At 48.9% G+C, this 21,672-nt stretch carries 21 protein-coding genes and 2 tRNA genes; 12 read left to right on the top strand and 11 right to left on the bottom strand.

The features are described from left to right. Positions 1-11: 11 nt before the first annotated feature. Both sufE and ldtE read left to right on the top strand, forming a co-directional pair. Positions 12-428 (top strand): cysteine desulfuration protein SufE, encoded by a 417-nt coding sequence (gene sufE, locus BGE37_RS08700; RefSeq protein WP_000279727.1) that lies wholly within the window; start codon positions 12-14, stop codon positions 426-428. A 148-nt stretch (positions 429-576) separates the two neighbouring features. Then, positions 577-1,581, top strand: a complete 1,005-nt coding sequence (gene ldtE, locus BGE37_RS08705; RefSeq protein ID WP_000817109.1) for a L,D-transpeptidase LdtE — start codon at positions 577-579, stop codon at positions 1,579-1,581. Positions 1,582-1,644: 63 nt separating this feature from the next. Here the strand turns inward: ldtE and lpp are convergent, their stop codons facing one another. The 3 genes from lpp to ynhH form a co-directional block, all read right to left on the bottom strand. Beyond that, a complete protein-coding gene (gene lpp, locus BGE37_RS08710) occupies positions 1,645-1,881 on the bottom strand; it encodes a murein lipoprotein Lpp (RefSeq protein ID WP_000648420.1) in 237 nt (78 codons plus the stop codon). A gap of 310 nt (positions 1,882-2,191) precedes the next feature. Then, positions 2,192-3,604: a pyruvate kinase PykF gene (pykF, locus tag BGE37_RS08715; protein ID WP_000751442.1), complete on the bottom strand. Its 1,413-nt coding sequence runs from the start codon at positions 3,602-3,604 to the stop codon at positions 2,192-2,194. Positions 3,605-3,611: 7 nt separating this feature from the next. Continuing rightward, positions 3,612-3,806, bottom strand: a complete 195-nt coding sequence (gene ynhH, locus BGE37_RS25815) for a protein YnhH (RefSeq protein ID WP_240806354.1) — start codon at positions 3,804-3,806, stop codon at positions 3,612-3,614. A gap of 354 nt (positions 3,807-4,160) precedes the next feature. Here ynhH and fumD point away from each other — a divergent pair, with 354 nt between their 5' ends. From fumD to ydhT, 7 genes are all read left to right on the top strand, one after another. Beyond that, complete coding sequence (gene fumD, locus BGE37_RS08720; protein ID WP_000528342.1) at positions 4,161-4,370, top strand: fumarate hydratase FumD; 210 nt, start codon at positions 4,161-4,163, stop codon at positions 4,368-4,370. A gap of 455 nt (positions 4,371-4,825) precedes the next feature. Then, complete coding sequence (locus BGE37_RS08725) at positions 4,826-5,452, top strand: ferredoxin-like protein (RefSeq protein WP_001070227.1); 627 nt, start codon at positions 4,826-4,828, stop codon at positions 5,450-5,452. Between the two features lie 20 nt (positions 5,453-5,472). Further along, complete coding sequence (locus tag BGE37_RS08730) at positions 5,473-7,575, top strand: aldehyde ferredoxin oxidoreductase (protein WP_105282126.1); 2,103 nt, start codon at positions 5,473-5,475, stop codon at positions 7,573-7,575. A 12-nt stretch (positions 7,576-7,587) separates the two neighbouring features. Beyond that, positions 7,588-8,238, top strand: a complete 651-nt coding sequence (locus tag BGE37_RS08735; protein ID WP_024212173.1) for a YdhW family putative oxidoreductase system protein — start codon at positions 7,588-7,590, stop codon at positions 8,236-8,238. A 63-nt stretch (positions 8,239-8,301) separates the two neighbouring features. Next, a complete protein-coding gene (locus tag BGE37_RS08740) occupies positions 8,302-8,970 on the top strand; it encodes a 4Fe-4S dicluster domain-containing protein (RefSeq protein WP_001602609.1) in 669 nt (222 codons plus the stop codon). Next, positions 8,967-9,752, top strand: coding sequence for a thiosulfate reductase cytochrome B subunit (gene phsC / locus BGE37_RS08745; RefSeq protein WP_001069972.1), 786 nt, complete (start codon positions 8,967-8,969; stop codon positions 9,750-9,752). The genes BGE37_RS08740 and phsC overlap by 4 nt, the downstream gene beginning before the upstream one ends. 3 nt (positions 9,753-9,755) lie before the next feature. Further along, positions 9,756-10,568, top strand: a complete 813-nt coding sequence (gene ydhT / locus BGE37_RS08750) for a protein YdhT (protein ID WP_032184329.1) — start codon at positions 9,756-9,758, stop codon at positions 10,566-10,568. Between the two features lie 5 nt (positions 10,569-10,573). Here ydhT and BGE37_RS08755 read toward each other — a convergent pair whose 3' ends face one another. From BGE37_RS08755 to BGE37_RS08770, 4 genes are all read right to left on the bottom strand, one after another. After that, positions 10,574-12,184, bottom strand: coding sequence for an FAD-NAD(P)-binding protein (locus tag BGE37_RS08755; RefSeq protein WP_032184328.1), 1,611 nt, complete (start codon positions 12,182-12,184; stop codon positions 10,574-10,576). A 125-nt stretch (positions 12,185-12,309) separates the two neighbouring features. Continuing rightward, complete coding sequence (locus BGE37_RS08760) at positions 12,310-12,615, bottom strand: monooxygenase (protein ID WP_105287947.1); 306 nt, start codon at positions 12,613-12,615, stop codon at positions 12,310-12,312. 107 nt (positions 12,616-12,722) lie between these two features. Further along, positions 12,723-12,799: transfer RNA gene (locus tag BGE37_RS08765), tRNA-Val, on the bottom strand. 4 nt (positions 12,800-12,803) lie between these two features. Further along, positions 12,804-12,880 (bottom strand) — tRNA-Val (locus BGE37_RS08770). A 308-nt stretch (positions 12,881-13,188) separates the two neighbouring features. Between BGE37_RS08770 and BGE37_RS08775 the strand changes: the two genes are divergently transcribed. Continuing rightward, positions 13,189-14,445, top strand: a complete 1,257-nt coding sequence (locus tag BGE37_RS08775; RefSeq protein WP_032184327.1) for an AIDA repeat-containing protein — start codon at positions 13,189-13,191, stop codon at positions 14,443-14,445. 40 nt (positions 14,446-14,485) lie between these two features. Here the strand turns inward: BGE37_RS08775 and mdtK are convergent, their stop codons facing one another. Next, on the bottom strand, positions 14,486-15,859 hold the full coding sequence (gene mdtK / locus BGE37_RS08780) for a multidrug efflux MATE transporter MdtK (RefSeq protein WP_001174940.1): 1,374 nt from the start codon (positions 15,857-15,859) through the stop codon (positions 14,486-14,488). Positions 15,860-16,073: 214 nt separating this feature from the next. Between mdtK and BGE37_RS08785 the strand changes: the two genes are divergently transcribed. Continuing rightward, positions 16,074-16,715, top strand: a complete 642-nt coding sequence (locus tag BGE37_RS08785) for a riboflavin synthase (RefSeq protein ID WP_000493965.1) — start codon at positions 16,074-16,076, stop codon at positions 16,713-16,715. A 39-nt stretch (positions 16,716-16,754) separates the two neighbouring features. Here BGE37_RS08785 and cfa read toward each other — a convergent pair whose 3' ends face one another. Both cfa and punC read right to left on the bottom strand, forming a co-directional pair. Continuing rightward, complete coding sequence (cfa, locus tag BGE37_RS08790) at positions 16,755-17,903, bottom strand: cyclopropane fatty acyl phospholipid synthase (RefSeq protein WP_000098911.1); 1,149 nt, start codon at positions 17,901-17,903, stop codon at positions 16,755-16,757. Between the two features lie 290 nt (positions 17,904-18,193). Next, entirely contained in the window at positions 18,194-19,405 is a 1,212-nt protein-coding gene (gene punC / locus BGE37_RS08795) for a purine nucleoside transporter PunC (RefSeq protein WP_001182338.1), read from the bottom strand. Positions 19,406-19,517: 112 nt separating this feature from the next. On the opposite strand from punC, the gene punR reads away from it, so the two are divergent. Continuing rightward, complete coding sequence (gene punR, locus BGE37_RS08800; RefSeq protein WP_000269493.1) at positions 19,518-20,450, top strand: DNA-binding transcriptional activator PunR; 933 nt, start codon at positions 19,518-19,520, stop codon at positions 20,448-20,450. On the opposite strand, the gene purR is transcribed toward punR, so the two are convergent. Beyond that, positions 20,447-21,472: an HTH-type transcriptional repressor PurR gene (gene purR, locus BGE37_RS08805; RefSeq protein WP_000190982.1), complete on the bottom strand. Its 1,026-nt coding sequence runs from the start codon at positions 21,470-21,472 to the stop codon at positions 20,447-20,449. The genes punR and purR overlap by 4 nt on opposite strands. Positions 21,473-21,672 lie beyond the last annotated feature (200 nt).

A 21,672-nucleotide genomic window follows, 5' to 3' on the forward strand; every position in this document is an offset into this window, starting at 1 on the left:
AGGGAGGCACTATGGCTGTATTGCCGGATAAAGAAAAATTGCTGCGTAATTTTTTACGCTGCGCCAATTGGGAAGAGAAATATCTCTACATTATTGAGCTGGGCCAGCGTCTGCCAGAATTACACGACGAAGACAGAAGCCCGCAAAATAGCATCCAGGGCTGCCAGAGTCAGGTATGGATTGTGATGCGTCAAAATGCGCAGGGAATTATTGAATTACAGGGCGACAGCGATGCGGCCATTGTGAAAGGGCTTATTGCGGTCGTCTTTATTCTTTACGATCAAATGACACCGCAGGATATTGTCAATTTCGATGTGCGCCCGTGGTTTGAAAAAATGGCGCTCACCCAACATCTCACCCCATCACGCTCACAAGGTCTGGAAGCGATGATTCGCGCAATTCGCGCCAAAGCCGCTGCACTTAGCTAAACTAAAGGGACAGCTTTCATCCGGTGGACTCACATTGCCGGGTGGTCAATGTTTACACTGGCCTGCACAGGAGTGTTTTGGTTTCAGGTGAACATAAGCGCCATCCGACGTTTCAGCGTGAGTCTCCGGCAAATACAGGAGGTTTACAATGAAACGCGCGTCTTTGCTTACACTCACGCTTATCGGCGCTTTTAGCGCCATTCAGGCTGCCTGGGCGGTTGATTATCCGCTACCACCAACCGGAAGCCGACTGGTTGGGCAAAATCAAACGTATACGGTGCAAGAAGGGGATAAAAACCTTCAGGCCATCGCCCGACGTTTTGATACTGCGGCAATGTTGATACTTGAAGCCAATAACACTATCGCTCCGGTGCCAAAACCCGGTACGACGATAACGATTCCTTCGCAACTGTTATTGCCTGATGCGCCGCGTCAGGGGATTATCGTTAACCTTGCAGAGCTGCGCCTTTATTATTATCCGCCGGGAGAAAATATCGTGCAGGTCTATCCGATAGGTATTGGATTGCAGGGACTGGAAACGCCAGTGATGGAAACGCGTGTGGGGCAGAAAATCCCTAACCCAACCTGGACGCCTACGGCGGGCATTCGTCAGCGTTCGCTGGAGCGTGGCATTAAATTACCGCCAGTCGTCCCTGCCGGGCCAAATAACCCGCTAGGACGTTATGCACTGCGCCTCGCGCATGGTAATGGCGAATACCTCATTCATGGAACCAGTGCGCCGGACAGCGTCGGTTTGCGCGTCAGTTCAGGGTGTATTCGCATGAATGCACCGGATATTAAAGCCTTGTTCTCCAGCGTGCGGACGGGAACGCCGGTGAAAGTGATCAACGAACCGGTGAAATATTCCGTGGAACCGAACGGGATGCGTTATGTTGAAGTACATCGACCACTATCAGCAGAAGAACAGCAGAACGTTCAGACAATGCCATACACACTACCAGCAGGCTTTACGCAATTTAAAGACAATAAGGGTGTAGATCAGAAATTAGTCGATAAAGCGTTGTATCGTCGGGCAGGGTATCCGGTTGCGGTGAGCAGTGGAGCAACTCCCGCAGCCAGCAATGCGCCTTCAGTAGAGTCAGCGCAGAATGGTGAACCAGAACAAGGGAATATGTTACGCGCGACGCAGTAGCGGTAAATGGCAGGCAAAAAAAATGGCGCACAATGTGCGCCATTTTTCACTTCACAGGTACTATTACTTGCGGTATTTAGTAGCCATGTTGTCCAGACGCTGGTTAGCACGAGCTGCGTCATCTTTAGCAGCCTGAACGTCGGAACGCATTGCGTTCACGTCGTTGCTCAGCTGGTCAACTTTAGCGTTCAGAGTCTGAACGTCAGAAGACAGCTGATCGATTTTAGCGTTGCTGGAGCAACCTGCCAGCAGAGTAGAACCCAGGATTACCGCGCCCAGTACCAGTTTAGTAGCTTTCATTATTAATACCCTCTAGATTGAGTTAATCTCCATGTAGCGTTACAAGTATTACACAAAGTTTTTTATGTTGAGAATATTTTTTTGATGGGAAGGCACTTATTTTTGATCGTTCGCTCAAAGAAGCATCGAACGCTGGGTTTTAGATAAAAAAATTGAGAGAAAACAGGATGCTTCCATCGGATTCATCTTAGATAAAGTGGGATTATATAGTGAAATCCGATTTGATTTTTTATTGCTTCTGGTTATCGATTAAATAAAAAAAGCGCCCATCAGGGCGCTTCGATATACAAATTAATTCACAAAAGCAATATTACAGGACGTGAACAGATGCGGTGTTAGTAGTGCCGCTCGGTACCAGTGCACCAGAAACCATAACTACGACGTCACCTTTGTGTGCCAGACCGCTCTGCAGAGCCAGTTCTTTACCCAGACGGTAGAAATCATCAGTAGAAGTGATCTCTTTAACCAGCTGCGGCACAACGCCTTTGCTCAGTACCAATTGATGAGCCGTTTTTTCGTTGGTGGTGAGTGCCAGGATGGTGGCATCCGGGAAGTATTTACGTACTGCGCGAGCAGATTTACCGCCCTGGGTAGCAACCACGATCAGCGGGGCATCCAGTTTTTCAGCAGTTTCAACGGCACCACGGCATACCGCTTCGGTAATGCGCAGTTTACGGTTGTCATTGTTGAACTCGAGACGGCTGTTCATCACGCGGTCGGTACGTTCGCAGATGGTCGCCATGATAGAAACCGCTTCCAGCGGGTATTTACCTTTTGCGGATTCACCAGACAGCATCACTGCGTCAGTACCGTCGAGGATGGCGTTTGCAACGTCACCTGCTTCTGCGCGAGTCGGGCGTGGGTTTTTGATCATGGAATCCAGCATCTGGGTCGCAGTGATAACGACTTTACGTGCACGGATACATTTTTCGATCATCATCTTCTGGGCGAAGATAACTTCTTCTACCGGGATTTCTACACCCAGGTCGCCACGCGCAACCATGATGCCGTCAGAGGCTTCGAGGATTTCGTCGAAGTTGTTGAGGCCTTCCTGGTTTTCGATTTTGGAGATGATTTGGATGTTTTCGCCGCCGTGCGCTTTCAGGTGCTCACGGATTTCGATAACGTCAGAACGCTTACGAATAAAGGAAGCAGCAACAAAGTCTACGCCTTGTTCGCAACCAAAGATCAGGTCCTGTTTGTCTTTTTCAGCCAGTGCTGGCAGGGCAATGGAAACGCCTGGCAGGTTCACACCTTTGTTTTCGCCCAGGTCGCCGTTGTTCAGCACTTTACAGATAACTTTGTTACCTTCAATGGCGGTAACTTCCATACCGATCAGACCATCGTCAACCAGTACGGTGTTGCCAACAGACAGGTCAGTAGTGAAACCTTCATACGTTACCGCAACCATTTCGCTGTTGCCGATAACAGATTTATCAGTGGTGAAAGTAAAGGTCTGACCCGCTTTCAGAGAAACGTCGTTACCGCCTTCCAGTTTCATGGTGCGGATTTCCGGACCTTTGGTATCAAGCAGGATAGCGGCGGTTTTACCGGTTTTGCTCATCACGTTGCGCAGATTCTGAATGCGCTGACCGTGTTCTGCATAGTCACCATGAGAGAAGTTCAGACGCATAACGTTCATGCCAGCGTCCAGCATTTTAGCTAACATCTCTTCAGATTCGGTTTTCGGTCCGATGGTGCAAACAATTTTGGTCTTTTTCATGACAGTCTTAGTCTTTAAGTTGAGAAGGATGGGAGAAACTTGCTTTCTGGGCGCACTGCCGGAAAGCGAATCCGGTATTACGAAAGTGGTGGTGCCTCGCTCTAAGGATAGGTGACATCGAAAAAGCGTGCAGAGGAATGTGTGCTTGTGTCTCAGCCCAACGTGAGTGCCTGTTTTTGAGTCGTTGAGTTCTACAGTCCAAAGTGCTGAAACCATTCAAGAGTCAATTGGCGCGCATTATACGCTGAAATTAATCCAAAAGGAAAACAAAAACAGCGTTTCAAAAAATATACAACTTGTAAGACAATAAATTGTTATCAAAGATTTAACGTTACAGGGAAAGGGTTACGCAAAAACCTCGTTGTTTGCGCAACGTCTGGTGCCTGGGTTGTCAGTGTGAGGATAAGTGAGAGTTCATCCGGTGCATAAATACATCATCGCTCAATTGCTACAGTGAAAATAATTTATCGCGTTATTTGTCTGATTTTCTTTGGTTTTTGTTTAATTGATTAGATTGATATATGCTGATAGCTGGCATGATAAATAGGTATAAATAATGGGAAATCGGACAAAAGAGGATGAACTGTACCGAGAGATGTGCAGAGTTGTCGGTAAAGTTGTGCTGGAAATGCGCGATCTGGGGCAGGAACCAAAGCATATTGTTATCGCAGGCGTATTACGTACAGCATTAGCCAATAAACGCATTCAGCGCAGTGAGCTGGAAAAGCAGGCGATGGAAACCGTCATTAACGCACTGGTTAAATGACCATTCAGGATGAGGCGGTAAGCTTCATCCTGATATTTTGAGTTCAGTTGCAGTCCAGTTAATCATTCTAAATAACAACTGCTGAAATTATACAAATGTCGGTATGTATTTTAATTTATAGCGCTAATGTTATTTTTATTTTCTGTAGTGAACGTCACAAATAATTGTCGCTTAAGTTAAATTTATTTCAAATGATAATAAATATCAGTTCACTTATAATTTCTTGCTTTGTGATTTTAATTGATAACGATCAATGTTAAGAGCTCAGAATAATCACATTATTTTTCCTCCTAACCATAAAGGATTAGTTTATCAGCGTTAAATCTTTTCTCATACACTATCGGGTTAGGGAAAATATCTGGTGTTGGGGACAGAGTCAGCAGCGTATTAGTTGAATGCTTAATATCAGGCTGCTGAATTGTCAGCACTGTGTTTGCGAAGAGGATGCGAAATAAATGAACCCGGTTGATCGTCCACTATTAGATATTGGCTTAACGCGATTAGAATTCTTGCGTATATCAGGAAAAGGCCTTGCTGGTCTAACAATTGCCCCTGCGTTACTTTCACTTTTGGGTTGCAAACAGGAAGATATTGATAGCGGCACAGTAGGGTTGATAAATACACCCAAAGGGGTGCTGGTGACCCAACGTGCGCGATGCACGGGTTGCCACCGCTGTGAAATCTCTTGTACCAACTTCAACGATGGCTCAGTAGGGACATTCTTCTCCCGTATCAAAATCCATCGCAATTATTTCTTTGGCGATAACGGGGTTGGCTCTGGTGGCGGCCTGTATGGCGATCTCAACTATACCGCGGACACCTGCCGTCAATGCAAAGAACCGCAATGCATGAATGTCTGCCCGATTGGTGCGATTACCTGGCAACAGGAAGAAGGCTGTATTACCGTCGATCATAAACGTTGTATTGGTTGTAGCGCCTGTACGACGGCATGCCCGTGGATGATGGCCACCGTAAATACCGAAAGTAAAAAATCCTCGAAATGTGTGTTATGCGGTGAATGCGCAAACGCCTGCCCAACAGGGGCGTTAAAAATTATCGAGTGGAAAGATATTACTGTGTGAATCTTGCAAAGGAAAAAATCATGGCTAACGGTTGGACAGGTAATATATTAAGAGTCAATCTCACGACAGGAAATATTACCCTCGAAGATTCCAGTAAGTTTAAAAGTTTTGTCGGTGGTATGGGCTTCGGCTACAAAATTATGTATGACGAAGTACCGCCAGGCACGAAACCTTTCGATGAAGCGAATAAATTAGTCTTTGCTACCGGCCCATTAACTGGATCTGGTGCCCCCTGCAGTTCTCGCGTAAATATCACCTCACTTTCTACTTTTACCAAAGGAAATTTAGTCGTCGATGCCCATATGGGGGGCTTTTTTGCAGCGCAAATGAAATTCGCTGGATACGACGTCATTATTATCGAAGGGAAAGCGAAAGCACCGGTATGGCTGAATATTAAAGATGACAAAGTTAGCCTGGAAAAAGCCGATTTCTTATGGGGAAAAGGGACGCGCGCAACTACGGAAGAGATTTGTCGATTGACCAGCCCTGAAACCTGTGTGGCGGCTATTGGTCAGGCTGGGGAAAACCTTGTTCCTCTCTCTGGCATGTTGAATAGCCGTAACCACAGCGGTGGTGCGGGAACTGGCGCAATAATGGGTTCGAAAAACCTGAAAGCGATTGCGGTTGAAGGGACGAAAGGGGTCAACATTGCCGATCATCAGGAGATGAAGCGTCTCAACGATTACATGATGACTGAACTTATCGGTGCGAATAACAACCATGTCGTGCCAAGTACGCCGCAATCGTGGGCAGAGTATTCAGATCCCAAATCACGTTGGACAGCACGTAAAGGGCTGTTTTGGGGCGCGGCTGAAGGTGGTCCGATTGAAACGGGGGAAATTCCGCCAGGCAATCAGAACACGGTCGGCTTTCGTACCTATAAATCCGTTTTTGACTTAGGTCCGGCGGCAGAGAAATACACAGTAAAAATGAGCGGCTGCCACTCTTGCCCGATCCGTTGTATGACCCAAATGAATATTCCTCGGGTGAAAGAGTTTGGCGTGCCCAGCACAGGTGGTAACACTTGTGTTGCAAACTTTGTCCATACCACCATCTTCCCGAACGGTCCGAAAGATTTTGAAGATAAAGACGATGGTCGTGTGATTGGTAACCTGGTTGGTTTGAATCTGTTCGATGACTACGGCCTATGGTGTAACTACGGTCAGCTGCATCGCGACTTTACCTATTGTTACAGCAAAGGGGTGTTCAAGCGTGTTCTGCCTGCTGAAGAGTATGCGGAAATTCGCTGGGATCAACTGGAAGCGGGTGACGTTAACTTCATTAAAGATTTTTACTACCGTCTGGCGCATCGTGTGGGTGAGCTGAGTCACCTGGCTGATGGTTCATATGCTATCGCAGAACGCTGGAATTTGGGTGAAGAGTACTGGGGCTACGCGAAAAATAAACTCTGGTCGCCGTTTGGCTATCCAGTTCACCACGCCAATGAAGCGTCAGCGCAGGTCGGCTCCATTGTTAACTGTATGTTCAACCGTGACTGCATGACGCATACCCATATCAACTTCATTGGTTCCGGTTTGCCATTGAAACTGCAACGTGAAGTGGCGAAAGAGCTTTTTGGTTCTGAAGATGCTTACGATGAAACCAAAAACTACACGCCAATCAATGACGCAAAAATTAAATATGCTAAGTGGTCGCTGTTGCGGGTCTGTTTGCATAACGCCGTCACCCTGTGCAACTGGGTCTGGCCAATGACCGTTTCGCCGCTGAAAAGCCGTAATTATCGGGGCGATCTGGCGCTTGAAGCCAAATTCTTCAAAGCGATCACTGGCGAAGATATGACTCAGGAAAAATTAGATTTAGCTGCAGAGCGTATCTTTACGTTGCATCGCGCCTACACGGTAAAACTGATGCAAACCAAAGATATGCGTAATGAACACGATCTTATCTGTTCCTGGGTATTCGACAAGGATCCGCAGATCCCGGTCTTTACTGAAGGTACTGACAAAATGGATCGTGACGATATGCATGCTTCGCTCACGATGTTCTACAAAGAAATGGGCTGGGACCCACAGCTTGGTTGTCCGACCCGCGAAACATTGCAGCGTCTGGGGCTGGAAGATATTGCCGCCGATCTGGCAGCACACAATCTACTGCCTGCGTAAGGAATGGGTGAGATGAACCATCAGGATGTCTTGCCGTTAGCGGAAGTCAGCGAAATTGACGAGGCGAAGCGGCAATGGTTGCAGGGGATGCGCCACCCCGTTGATACGGTAAGTGAAGACATCACAGAACCAGAACCTGCTGAAATCCTGGCAGAGTTCATTCGCCAGCATTCTGCGGCTGGGCAGTTGGTGGCGCGCGCCGTGTTTCTCTCGCCACCCTATTCGGTTGCAGAAGAGGAACTGTCAGTTTTGCTGGAAAACATTAAGCAGAACGGAGACTACGCGGATATCGCGTGTATGACGGGAAGCCAGGATGATTACTATTACTCAACGCAGGCCATGAGTGAAAACTACGCGGCGATGTCTTTGCAAGTTGTGGAGCAGGACATTTGTCGCGCTATTGCACACGCCGTTCGTTTTGAGTGCCAGACTTATCCTCGTCCTTACAAAGTCGCCATGCTGATGCAAGCGCCATATTACTTCCAGGAAGCGCAGATTGAAGCCGCGATCGCCGCGATGGATGTTGCACCTGAATATGCCGATATACGGCAGGTGGAGTCATCGACGGCGGTGTTGTACTTGTTTAGCGAGCGATTTATGACCTATGGCAAAGCTTATGGCTTATGCGAATGGTTCGAGGTAGAGCAGTTTCAGAACCCCTGAAATTTCAGGGAGATGTCATGGATAGGGTGGACAGTTGCAGCCACTGCATTAGGGGATAATCAGATGTCCTTCACTCGACGCAAATTTGTTCTGGGGATGGGAACAGTAATCTTTTTTACTGGTTCTGCGTCTTCTCTGTTAGCGAACACGAGGCAAGAAAAGGAAGTTCGGTATGCCATGATTCATGACGAGTCACGGTGCAATGGCTGTAATATTTGCGCCCGCGCATGCCGTAAAACTAACCACGTCCCCGCTCAGGGAAGCCGTTTATCGATAGCACACATACCGGTCACCGATAACGACAACGAAACGCAGTATCACTTTTTTCGCCAGTCATGCCAGCACTGTGAAGATGCTCCTTGCATCGACGTTTGCCCGACAGGGGCGTCGTGGCGTGATGAGCAGGGGATCGTGCGGGTAGAAAAATCGCAGTGCATCGGCTGCAGTTATTGCATTGGCGCTTGCCCGTACCAGGTTCGCTACCTTAATCCTGTCACTAAAGTGGCAGATAAATGTGATTTCTGCGCTGAGTCCCGACTAGCAAAAGGCTTTCCGCCCATTTGCGTTAGCGCCTGCCCGGAACATGCATTGATCTTTGGTCGCGAAGATAGCCCAGAAATTCAAGCGTGGTTGCAAGAAAATAAATATTATCAATATCAGCTACCTGGTGCCGGGAAACCGCATCTGTATCGCCGATTCGGTCAACATTTGATTAAAAAGGAAAATGTATGAACCCGTCGCAACATGCTGAACAGTTTCAGAGCCAGTTGGCGAACTATGTGCCACAGTTCACTCCCGAATTTTGGCCGGTGTGGTTGATCATTGCCGGACTATTGCTGGTAGGGATGTGGTTGGTGCTGGGGCTGCATGCCTTGCTTCGTGCTCGTGGCGTGAAGAAATCAGCCACCGATCATGGTGAGAAGATTTATCTTTACAGCAAAGCGGTCAGATTATGGCACTGGTCGAATGCGTTACTCTTTGTATTGTTGCTGGCAAGTGGGCTGATAAATCACTTTGCGCTGGTGGGAGCAACTGCGGTTAAAAGTCTGGTTGCGGTGCATGAAGTTTGCGGATTTTTGTTACTGGCATGCTGGCTCGGCTTTGTTCTGATCAATGCCGTTGGGGGTAATGGTCACCACTATCGCATTCGTCGTCAGGGTTGGCTGGAGCGAGCGGCAAAACAAACGCGATTTTATTTGTTTGGCATTATGCAGGGGGAAGAACATCCTTTCCCGGCAACAACACAGTCTAAATTTAATCCCTTACAGCAGGTTGCCTATATTGGTGTCATGTATGGATTGCTGCCGTTGTTACTATTGACGGGGCTGCTGTGTCTCTATCCGCAAGCCGTGGGAGATGTGTTTCCTGGCGTAAGATACTGGTTATTGCAGGCGCATTTTGCTCTGGCATTTATAAGCCTCTTTTTTATCTTCGGTCATCTTTATCTTTGCACCACGGGGCGTACGCCACACGAAACCTTTAAAAGCATGGTCGATGGCTATCACCGGCACTAACGAATGATCATTACACGAGCAGACCTGCGAGAATGGCGTATCGGAGCGGTGATGTATCGCTGGTTCCTGCGCCATTTCCCACGCGGCGGTAGTTATGCCGATATTCATCATGCACTTATTGAGGAAGGATATACGGACTGGGCGGAGAGTCTGGTTGAGTATGCGTGGAAAAAATGGCTGGCGGATGAAAACTTCGCGCATCAGGAAGTTTCTTCTATGCAAAAACTGGCCATAGATCCCGGAGAGAGACCATTTTGCAGTCAGTTTGCCCGCAGCGACGATCATGCTCGCATCGGCTGTTGTGAGGATAATGCCAGAATCGCAACTGCTGGGTATGCCGCGCAAATTGCCAGTATGGGTTATAGCGTGCGGATTGGAAGTGTCGGCTTTAACAGTCACATTGGCAGCTCCGGTGAACGCGCACGGGTTGCTGTAACCGGTAATTCTTCGCGGATAAGCAGCGCTGGAGATAGTAGTCGGATTGCGAATACCGGAATGCGAGTACGCGTTTGCACATTGGGTGAACGGTGTCATGTCGCCAGTAATGGTGACCTGGTGCAAATCGCCAGCTTTGGCGCAAACGCCAGAATTGCCAACAGCGGCGACAATGTACACATCATTGCCAGCGGTGAAGATTCAACAATAGTGAGCACGGGCGTGGTCGACTCAATTATTCTCGGGCCAGGGGGAAGCGCCGCACTGGCATATCATGACGGCGAAAGAGTTCGCTTCGCCGTCGCCATTGAAGGTGAAAACAATATTCGAGCCGGAGTCCGCTATCGCCTTAATGAACAGCATCAGTTTGTTGAGTGCTGATAGCTTTACATTTGATCAAACGAAAGACGCCGACGAGCACGGGATGCAGGCTTTACGACCGCCTGAGCCATCGCCTCACCAATTTCTGCACATGCCGTAAGTCCCTGTACGAATGGCCGGTCGTGCATCAACCAGGGCAACGCGCCGAACGCTACGCGCCCACGAATTTCTTCGGGTTGCTGTAGCGTATAATCTTCGCCAACATCAGGGATTTCATCCCCTGTTTTCTGTAATTGTTCGCGTAGTCCAGGGAAAGGAATATCTTTCACTTTAAGCGGACGCTGCCCGCGGGCATCAATAAAAACGTCAAACGAGTAGCTATCGTCTTCCGTTTTCAGGACGGTGCGCGACTCATTAATTTCCATTTCGTAGTCTTCACCGAGGGCGAGAATATGAATGATTCCCGCTTCACGTAAGGCCAGTAGTCGACGAATAGACTCTGAAGGGATTGCCGCATAATTATCGATGAAAACCCGGGCAAGGCCTTTACTGAACCGTTTATGGTCGTGTTCATTCAGATGAGGAACAATTTCCTGTACGGCTTCATGCAGGCGCAGAATGACATAACGCCAGGGAACAGTATGTTTTTCTCGTTTATTGCGTTCGACTTCCTGGAGATTTTTTTCTGCCCAGTCGAATGGGTCGCGTTGTTTGCGCTCGGCAAACCAGGCTTGAGCAAAGGAATCGACATTCAGGCTCTCTAAGGCTATGCGTTGGCTCCAGTCTGGATCAGCAAATTTGATTTCCTCTACTATTAATTCGAATACTCGATCCAAAAGGCCCTCTTCGCCTTTTTGAATCTCCGCATTTAATGCCTGTTCAGTGACGATGTGTAAGGGCTCGTAGGGAATAGGGCAATAGAAATCGGCTTCCGGTAAAATACCCGTGCGTGACATTAGCGTAATACTTAGCTTTTCACTTGTGTTATTGAGTTGATAAATAACATGTTGTTTATCATCTTCAATAAATGAACCATGTTGAATAGCCACTGCCATTGCCGCATCCAGTCCGCTCAAGGATGTTCCCATAATACCCACCTTACACGCATCGACCTTTGCTTCCATCAGGCCTGACCACGGGCTGGGAAAATACGTTCTGGTTGCTTCTTCTTCATCAGGCCAGACGTGACCCGTCGCGATCACTGCTAAATCAAACGTCTCGCTGGGTAAATCCTGATTTGTAGCGAGCATGACGCCAGCATTTATAATTTGCAGATCGGTAACCTGGCATGATTCATAAACAGCCACTGCAAATTTTTGCTGTCGTGCCTGGTCTACTAATCGTAAAAATTGATCGCGGAAATATTCGCCCAGCAGAATACGCGGTAAAAACTGGCGATCGTGCAAGGTTTCTTTTTTAACGCCATAACGCTGGAGATGGCTGGCTTCTTGCTTTTGTAGCCATTCGAGATACGTACAATAAATCGGCGGTATTTCAATACTGGCAATATTTGCCAGCATCAGTTTTGAGTTTTCCTCATCACTGTATGGCATCCCGACACCGGCTTCGTCAGCCTGCTCGAAGATAGAAATAGAAAGTGGAGTTTGTTGCTGTAGAAGCGAGAATAAGGTGTAGATCCCCGTAGGCCCGGCACCCACAATAGCAATTTTTTTCATTGTTACTTACCTGTACGCATTCTTTCGAATTTAGTGTTATCAGATAAGTTTGGTTGAAATTTTTAGAATTTGAGAAATTTCAGACAGGGATGAAAAGGGCGCTAACCGCCCTTGGTTAAAATCTGTCAGGCGAGTTTTGCCTGATTGATTTGACTCAGTGGCTCATTGACATCGAAAACTTTGGCGACAACTTCCTCAACGCCGAGATTTTTCAGTCGGGCATTATGTTTTTCCAGATAGGCAAGGGCGCTTTTTTCATCAGTGAAAAGGTAGATCCCACCGGCTTCGTGGTTCTTTTCACTTTCTGTCCATACCTTCCACAGAAAACCAGGTTCCTGATTAATCGACTCAGCAAGCGGTTTAAGCTGCTCAGCCATTGCGTCGCCAAATGGGCCATTAAAAGCAAAATGAAGTTGTAACAAAGTTGCCATAGCGATTCTCCTTCTGATAACGCATACGAAGACAGTGTAGATCTTTTAACGTATTGGATACAGAGAAGAAACAGAGGGAAAAAGGAGAAGACCAGATTAAGAAAATCTGGTGCGTCCGAGTGGACTCGAACCACCGACCCCCACCATGTCAAGGTGGTGCTCTAACCAACTGAGCTACGGACGCAGGATGGTGCGTTCAATTGGACTCGAACCAACGACCCCCACCATGTCAAGGTGGTGCTCTAACCAACTGAGCTATGAACGCAACGTTGTAGGTGACAACGGGGACGAATATTAGCGGCAGAGTGGGAAGGTGGCAAGAGGCAAAACGTAATTTTCTGCGGTATTTCGACCGTTTGCAGAGCTTTTAAGCAAATTGGCTATATTTTGTTGATTTGCAAGGGCGATTTTTATTCAGGATCGCATTTACATCTGACACAACCCAATAATCTGTGTATCAGAGTTTAAACAGAGTTGTTTGCCACCATCTCAAAATCTGTCGTGGATAAATCCTCCGTAGCCTTTACACTTATGTAGCAATAAAGGCACACAGATGCAGCAAAGGAATAAATCATGGGATCTGATGCGAAAAACTTGATGAGCGACGGGAACGTGCAAATTGTTAAGACCGGCGAGGTCATTGGCGCGACGCAACTTACTGAAGGTGAGTTAATTGTTGAAGCTGGCGCAAGAGCCGAAAATACCGTGGTCACGGGGGCCGGTTGGTTGAAAGTGGCAACCGGTGGGATCGCCAAATGCACACAGTACGGCAACAATGGCACGCTATCGGTCAGTGACGGTGCCATTGCCACAGATATTGTTCAGTCAGAGGGAGGCGCAATTAGTCTCTCTACGCTCGCTACGGTTAATGGCCGCCATCCAGAAGGTAAATTTAGCGTTGATCAGGGTTATGCCTGCGGTTTGTTGCTGGAAAATGGCGGTAACCTGCGTGTACTGGAAGGCCATCGCGCGGAAAAAATCATTCTCGATCAAGAGGGCGGCCTGTTGGTCAATGGGACAACCTCAGCGGTCGTGGTAGATGAAGGTGGTGAATTGTTGGTGTATCCAGGTGGGGAAGCCAGCAATTGTGAGATTAATCAGGGCGGCGTTTTTATGCTGGCGGGGAAAGCCAGTGATACATTGCTTGCTGGTGGCACCATGAATAATCTCGGTGGTGAAGACTCTAACACTATTGTTGAGAATGGAGCCATTTATCGTCTGGGGACGGATGGCCTTCAGCTCTATAGTTCCGGTAAGACGCAAAACCTGTCCGTTAATGTGGGGGGGCGGGCTGAAGTGCATGCTGGTACGCTGGAAAACGCGGTAATACAAGGTGGGACAGTGATCTTGTTGTCACCCACCAGCGCGGACGAAAATTTTGTCGTAGAGGAAGATCGCGCACCGGTTGAACTGACCGGGAGTGTTGCATTACTGGACGGCGCTTCAATGATTATTGGCTATGGTGCAGATCTGCAACAATCAACGATTACTGTACAGCAGGGCGGCGTGTTGATTCTCGATGGCAGCACGGTAAGAGGTGACAACGTCACTTTAAATGTGGGCAACATTAATCTCGATGGCGGGAAAGTGTGGTTGATCACTTCTGCGGCAACGCATGTGCAACTGAAAGTTAAACGCCTGCGCGGAGAGGGAACGATTTGCCTGCAAACCAGTGCGAAAGAGATTTCACCTGACTTCATCAATGTTAAAGGGGAAGTTAACGGTGATATACACGTTGAGATAACCGATGCCAGTCGGCAAACTTTGTGTAACGCACTGAAATTACAGCCAGACGAAGACGGGATTGGTGCAACGCTCCAGCCTGCGTAAAAACACAGGCGCAACCCGTGAAGGTTGCGCCTTGTCTTTATTAGCGGGACGCTCGTTGCAGAATGATGGCTGACGGCAGACGTTGCAGGAAACGCATTCGCAGCATCATCATAATAGCTGCCGATGTCAGGCCGATAATAAACCCTATCCAGAAGCCTGCTGGCCCCATAGGCTCAACAACCAGATCGGTCAGTGCCAGAATATAGCCGCTTGGCAAGCCCAGCACCCAGTAAGCCGTAAAGGTGATATAGAAAATGGAGCGCGTATCTTTATATCCACGCAAAATCCCACTGCCAATGACCTGGATTGAGTCAGAAATCTGATATACCGCCGCCAGCAACATCAAATGCGCAGCCAGCGTTACAACCTCGGGATTATCGTTGTACAACAGGGCGATTTGCTCCCGCAGTGAAACCGTGAATATGGCCGTCAGGGTTGCCATACAGACACCCACCATAAGCCCGGTCCGCGCAGCGGTTTGCGCATCCAGCGTTGAGCCCTGACCCAGACGATAACCTACGCGGATGGTTACCGCTGCCGCCAGCGACATGGGAAGTACGAACATCAGTGAACTAAAGTTCAGGGCAATCTGATGTCCTGCGACATCAACAATACCTAGCGGAGACACTAACAGAGCCACGACGGCAAACAGCGTTACTTCAAAGAACAGCGCCAGCGCAATTGGCAAACCGAGTTGAATCAGTCGTTTCATAACCGCAGGATCGGGCTTCGCGGTGCCTTTTTCGTTACGAATATCGCGCATCGAGCGGGCGCGTTTAATGTAAGAAACCATGGCAAGGAACATAACCCAATACACCGCTGCAGTAGCCACGCCACAACCAACGCCACCGAGCTCAGGCATACCGAAATGACCATAAATAAAGATATAGTTCACCGGAATGTTCACCAGCAGGCCGATAAAGCCCATCACCATACCCGGCTTGGTTTTTGCCAGACCTTCACACTGGTTACGGGCAACCTGGAAGAAAAGATAGCCCGGCGCGCCCCATAGCAACGCACGCAGATAACCCACGGCTTTGTCCGCCAGAGCCGGATCGATATTTTCCATGGAGCGGATAATGTAGCCTGCATTCCACAGCACCAGCATAATGAGAACGGAAACAAAACCCGCCAGCCAGAAACCTTGTCGCACCTGATGCGCAATGCGCTCACGTCGACCGGAACCATTTAATTGCGCGATAACCGGCGTTAATGCCAGCAGCAGCCCGTGACCAAAGAGGATCGCCGGAAGCCAGATAGAAGTACCGATAGCGACCGCCGCCATGTCGGTGGCACTATAGCCGCCCGCCATCACGGTATCGACAAAACCCATCGCAGTTTGGGCGATTTGCGCGAGAATCACCGGGATTGCTAATGCTAATAACAGACGCGCTTCACTGATATACTTCTGCACGTGAACACCTTTTATTTGTAGTTATATGAGAGACTAAAAAGCCGCCTGAATGGGCAGCAAAAAGAAGAAGCAGGGGAAATTCAGTCTATTGTAGCGAGGATTTATTAATTCTCCAGTGAAAAAATAGCCATTCTTACCCCTTCACTGGTAAGGGCGTTTTCCACCTGCTATTGTGCTGAACAGAATGTCTTAACTGATTTCAGGAGTTGTGAGTATGTTTACGGGGATTGTACAGGGCACCGCAAAACTGGTGTCGATTGACGAGAAACCAAATTTTCGCACACATGTGGTTGAGTTACCTGACTACATGCTGGACGGGCTGGAAACCGGTGCGTCCGTGGCGCATAACGGTTGCTGCCTGACCGTAACGGAAATTAACGGCAACCATGTCAGTTTTGACCTGATGAAAGAAACGTTACGCATTACTAATCTTGGCGATTTAAATGTGGGGGATTGGGTAAACGTTGAGCGTGCGGCGAAATTCAGCGATGAAATTGGCGGACACTTAATGTCAGGTCATATTATGACCACCGCTGAAGTGGCGAAAATATTAACCTCGGAAAATAATCGTCAGATCTGGTTTAAAGTCCAGGATAGTCAGTTGATGAAATATATCCTGTACAAAGGATTTATTGGCATCGACGGTATTAGCCTGACCGTCGGCGAAGTCACGCCAACGCGTTTTTGCGTCCATTTAATTCCGGAAACACTGGAACGCACTACCCTTGGGAAGAAAAAACTCGGCGCACGCGTCAACATTGAAATCGATCCACAAACTCAGGCAGTGGTAGATACGGTAGAACGTGTGCTGGCGGCACGAGAAAATGCCATGAATCAACCAGGTACAGAAGCCTGATCTGAAATCGCCCCCGGAGAGGGGGCGATAGAATAGCCTCTAGCGAGCGACTCGAAGGCCGTTTTCAACACCGCGTGAGAACACGACCTGCCAGAGCTGAATATCACGGGCGCGGAAAGCACCTGCACAGGCATTCAGATAATAGGTAAACATCCGTTTAAAGCGTTCACTGTAGTTATCCGCAATTTCTGGCCATGCGGCGAGGAATCGTTCATACCACGCCATCAACGTAGTATCGTAATCAGCACCGAAGTTATGCCAGTCTTCCATCACAAAGTGGGGTTCGCTGGACTGAGCAATCTGGCGTACAGAGGGCAGGCAACCGTTCGGGAAAATATATTTATTAATCCAGGGATCAACATTCAGATCGGTTTTTTTCGAACCGATAGTATGGAGCAGGAATATACCTTCCGGTTTCAAATTACGATCCACCACCGCAAAATAGGTATCGTAATTTTTCGGTCCGACGTGCTCGAACATCCCCACAGAAACAATACGATCAAACTGGTCGTTCAGGTCACGATAATCTTGCAGCAAAATGGTGACATCCAGGCCTTCACAGCGTTCCTGAGCCATTTTTTGCTGTTCAGCAGAAATGGTGACGCCCACCACGCTTACGTCATAGTTAGACGCCATGTAATGCGCCAGTCCGCCCCAGCCGCAGCCAATATCCAGTACGCGCATCCCTGGTTTTAACTGCAATTTTTCACAAATCATTTTGAGCTTCGCCTGCTGGGCAGATTCCAGATTATCGGCATCTTTCCAGTAAGCGCAGGAATATTGCATGAACGGATCAAGCATGCGACTGAATAAGTCATTACCCAAATCGTAATGCTCTTTGCCGACTATCCAGGCACGTTTTTTACTCTGCAGATTGAAGAGACGAGCGCTGGCAATACGCAGCGTGTCTTTGAAATGATGGGGGAGTTGGTTCTCGAGACCTGCGCGTAAGACTTTGCTAAAAAACATATCCAGTCGGTCACATTCCCACCAGCCATCCATATAACTTTCGCCTAACCCCAACGATCCTTCCTGCAGAACGCGTTTAAAAAAATCGGGGTTTTTCACACGAATATCCGCCGGGGCAGAACCGTTAATGGCTATACCGGCACGGCTAAGTAATTCGTTGGCGATACGGTACCAGTTGTCATCCGGTACACTGACTTCTTCTATACACGATGAACTCATAGTTTCTCCATCACTGGTCGGTGATCAGAACCTTAAAACAGCGTAGACGCTTTTTGGGCTTTGTGAGAAATCTCGCAGAAAAAACCGCGAGTCTATAATCCGACGTAGAACAGAGGGAAAGGAGGAACCCTTGCCGAAATGACCATCCATAGTGAGTCGGGAACGATCCTGTCCCCGTAAAAACATAATATTTATCGTAGCTTTAACAACTCGAAATTAGTATAGGCCGCTAATTTCAATCATACAACAAAATTTTGTTAGCAGCCTAAGTATAAGTATATCGATATAGTTCAGTGTGATTCGCTATGAGCGACTTCGGCATTGCCATGATTCTGGCAGTCCACTTCTTCACAACGTTGCATCATGTAACCCAGAGCAACCAGCACTACTGTTGATAACATCACGCTGGTGGTGGTGAGCAATGGCGTGCTGATACTGATCAGCCAGGAAACTACCAGACTTGCGAGGAAGCACAGACCCAGTTGTAGAGTGTTCTGCAACGCTGCGGCGCGACCAGTTGCATGTGGGAAGGGACGCAGCGCCTGGGCGACAACAATCGGGTAGATCGCGCCATTGGCAATCGCCATCACACAGAATGGGATCAGGATTTCGACTAGCGACACATGGCTAATGAAGCCCGCAGCCCAGGTCGCAATGACGCTGACAGCAAACAGTACCAGCAACCACGGTAATAACTGCTTGCCTTGCCATTTCTGCAGTGCGGCGCGACAGCCATAGCCACCAATCAGAAACGCGATAGTTTGCGGGACATAACTTAAACCAATCACTGCCGGGCTGTAGCCCATTTCACTAAGGATGAACGGTGAACCGGTCAGCCATGCAAAAAAACTGGCTGAACAGGCCGCGTATATCAGCACGTTGCCGCGATAGGTTTTAGAACGTAGCAGGTCGGTAAAGGTCAGACCATCCTGACTATTGTTACGGGCCTTCGTCGTGGGTTTAAGCCAGAAAATAGGCAGAATCAGCACCACGGTAATGGCAAACAGGGTGGCGAATATCGCCTGCCAGGAAAAATGGACCAGCAGCCAGCTTCCTAACAGAGGAGCCAGTGCCGGAGATAGACCCACCAGCGGCATGATGGTCGCAAAAATACGGTTAACTTTCTGTGAAGGATAATAATCCGTCACTAACGCTTGCCAGATAACCGCCGCGGCGCAGACACCTACAGCCTGTACAAAACGCAATACCAGGAGCGTGGCGGCGTTTTCAACCCACAGCATCCCCAGACTACCTAACGCAAAAATTGTCAGGCCGATGAATAACACCGGTTTACGACCATAACGGTCGGAGAGCGGCCCCCACAGAAGCTGGGCTGCGGCAAATCCGGCAAGGAACAGACTAAGGCTGGCACTGACAGCAGACGCAGGCGTTTGCAGGTCGGCCTGTATGGCGGCGAAAGCAGGCAGATACATATCGGTTGCCAGAAAACCGAGTACGCTCAAACCTGCCAGCCAGACTAAAAATCTTTTCCCAGGTTGCATGTATATTCTCTAAATCTCTCAATTAAACACCGCCGCAAAGTGTAGGGAGTGAAATTAGTGTTGTGAAACGGTAATATTTGATGACTGGTTTCAAAAATTTTGCAGGCAGACTATGTGGTCAGAATATTCACTCGAAGTTGTTGATGCGGTAGCGCGTAATGGTAGTTTTAGCGCTGCAGCCCAGGAGTTGCATCGCGTTCCTTCTGCGGTCAGCTATACCGTGCGTCAGCTGGAAGAGTGGCTGGCGGTGCCGCTGTTTGAACGACGTCACCGTGATGTGGAACTGACCGCTGCCGGGGCGTGGTTTCTCAAAGAAGGGCGCTCTGTTGTCAAAAAAATGCAGATCACCCGGCAGCAATGTCAGCAGATAGCGAACGGCTGGCGCGGTCAGTTAGCTATCGCAGTGGATAATATTGTCAGGCCAGAACGTACACGGCAGATGATCGTTGATTTTTATCGCCATTTTGATGATGTCGAACTTCTTGTCTTTCAGGAAGTGTTCAACGGTGTCTGGGATGCGCTTTCCGACGGGCGCGTGGAACTGGCGATTGGCGCAACACGCGCGATTCCGGTAGGCGGTCGTTATGCCTTCCGGGATATGGGGATGCTAAGCTGGAGTTGCGTTGTTGCCAGCCACCACCCGCTGGCGTTGATGGATGGCCCGTTCAGCGATGATACGTTGCGCAACTGGCCGTCATTGGTGCGCGAAGACACCTCGCGAACGCTACCTAAACGTATTACCTGGTTGCTGGATAACCAAAAAAGACTTGTCGTGCCTGACTGGGAATCATCGGCAACCTGTATCTCGGCAGGATTATGCATAGGGATGGTGCCAACACATTTCGCCAAACCGTGGCTTAATGAGGGGAAGTGGGTAGCATTAGAACTGGAAAACCCCTTTCCGGATTCGGCATGTTGTCTGACATGGCAGCAAAATGATATGTCGCCTGCGTTAACCTGGTTGCTTGAGTATCTCGGCGATAGTGAGACGCTGAATAAGGAGTGGCTGCGGGAGCCGGAAGAGACTCCCGCAACGGGTGATTAACGACGATAGTCTCGGAACGGGCCGTCAGCCACGGAGCGGCGTTCAATCAAGCGCGGATGCACTTCAATGGACTGCGGTTCTTCACGTTTGTTGACGATACGATCCAACAGCATGTTGAACGCTGTTTCACCCAGCGAATCTTTTGGCTGATGGATCGTGGTCAGCGCCGGCGTAAAATAGCGGGCGTTGCGCACGTTATCATAACCGATCAGCGAAACATCCTGCGGGACGCGCAGACCCATTTCATCAGCAGCACAAAGTGCGCCCATTGCCATGATATCGCCACCACAGAAGACAGCAGTAGGGCGATGCGGCTGCGACAGGATTTGCTGCATGGCGCGATAACCGGATTCAGGTTCAAAGTCACCCTGCACAATCCAGCTTTCCGGCACTTTGATCATCGCTTCTTCCATCGCCTTCATAAAACCGGCAAGGCGGCCTGCGCCAGTGTTACGTTCCAGCGGGCCGGGGATAACGCCGATTTCGCGGTGACCGCGTTCAATCAGATAACGCCCGGCCATGTAGCCGCCTTCGAACGCGTTATCAATGACCGCATCGGTGAAGTCAGCTTTTGCTTCACCCCAGTCCATTACCACCATTGGGATATGGCGATACTCTTCCAGCATCGCCAGCAACGGCTCTGGGTACTCAGAACACATCACCAGCAGACCATCGACGCGTTTTTGCGCCATCATCGACAGATAAGCCCGCTGTTTCTCAAGATTGTTCCACGCATTACCCAGAATCAGGGTGTAACCTTTCTGGAAGCAATTTTTTTCAACCGCTTCAATGATCTCGGCAAAATAGGCCGCTTCGCTGCTGGTCGCCAGCAAACCGATAGACTTGGTGTGGTTAACCTTCAGGCTACGCGCCACCGCGCTAGGGGAGTAGTGTAATTCTTTAATCGCTGCCCACACGGCGTTGCGCGTTTCTTCAGCGACGAAACGTGTTTTGTTGATTACGTGTGACACAGTTGTAGTGGAAACGTTTGCTCGTTTCGCTACATCTTTTATTGTTGCCATTCCATTTCACTCCAGACCCTAACTTCAGCTCCTGCAAAATCGCAAGGTAAACGTTTGCCTTTACACACCTTACGCACAACAAAAGTGTTGCGGTACGCCGGAAAAACGACACGGAGCGTCAGGAAGGGGTCAATGGCCAGTACGCAAATAGTGTAAGCGTGGAATTTTGGCCGATCTTGACGAAAAGGGGAAGTGGTAAA

Source organism: Escherichia sp. MOD1-EC6300 (assembly GCF_002965045.1).
Lineage (GTDB): Bacteria > Pseudomonadota > Gammaproteobacteria > Enterobacterales > Enterobacteriaceae > Escherichia > Escherichia coli_F.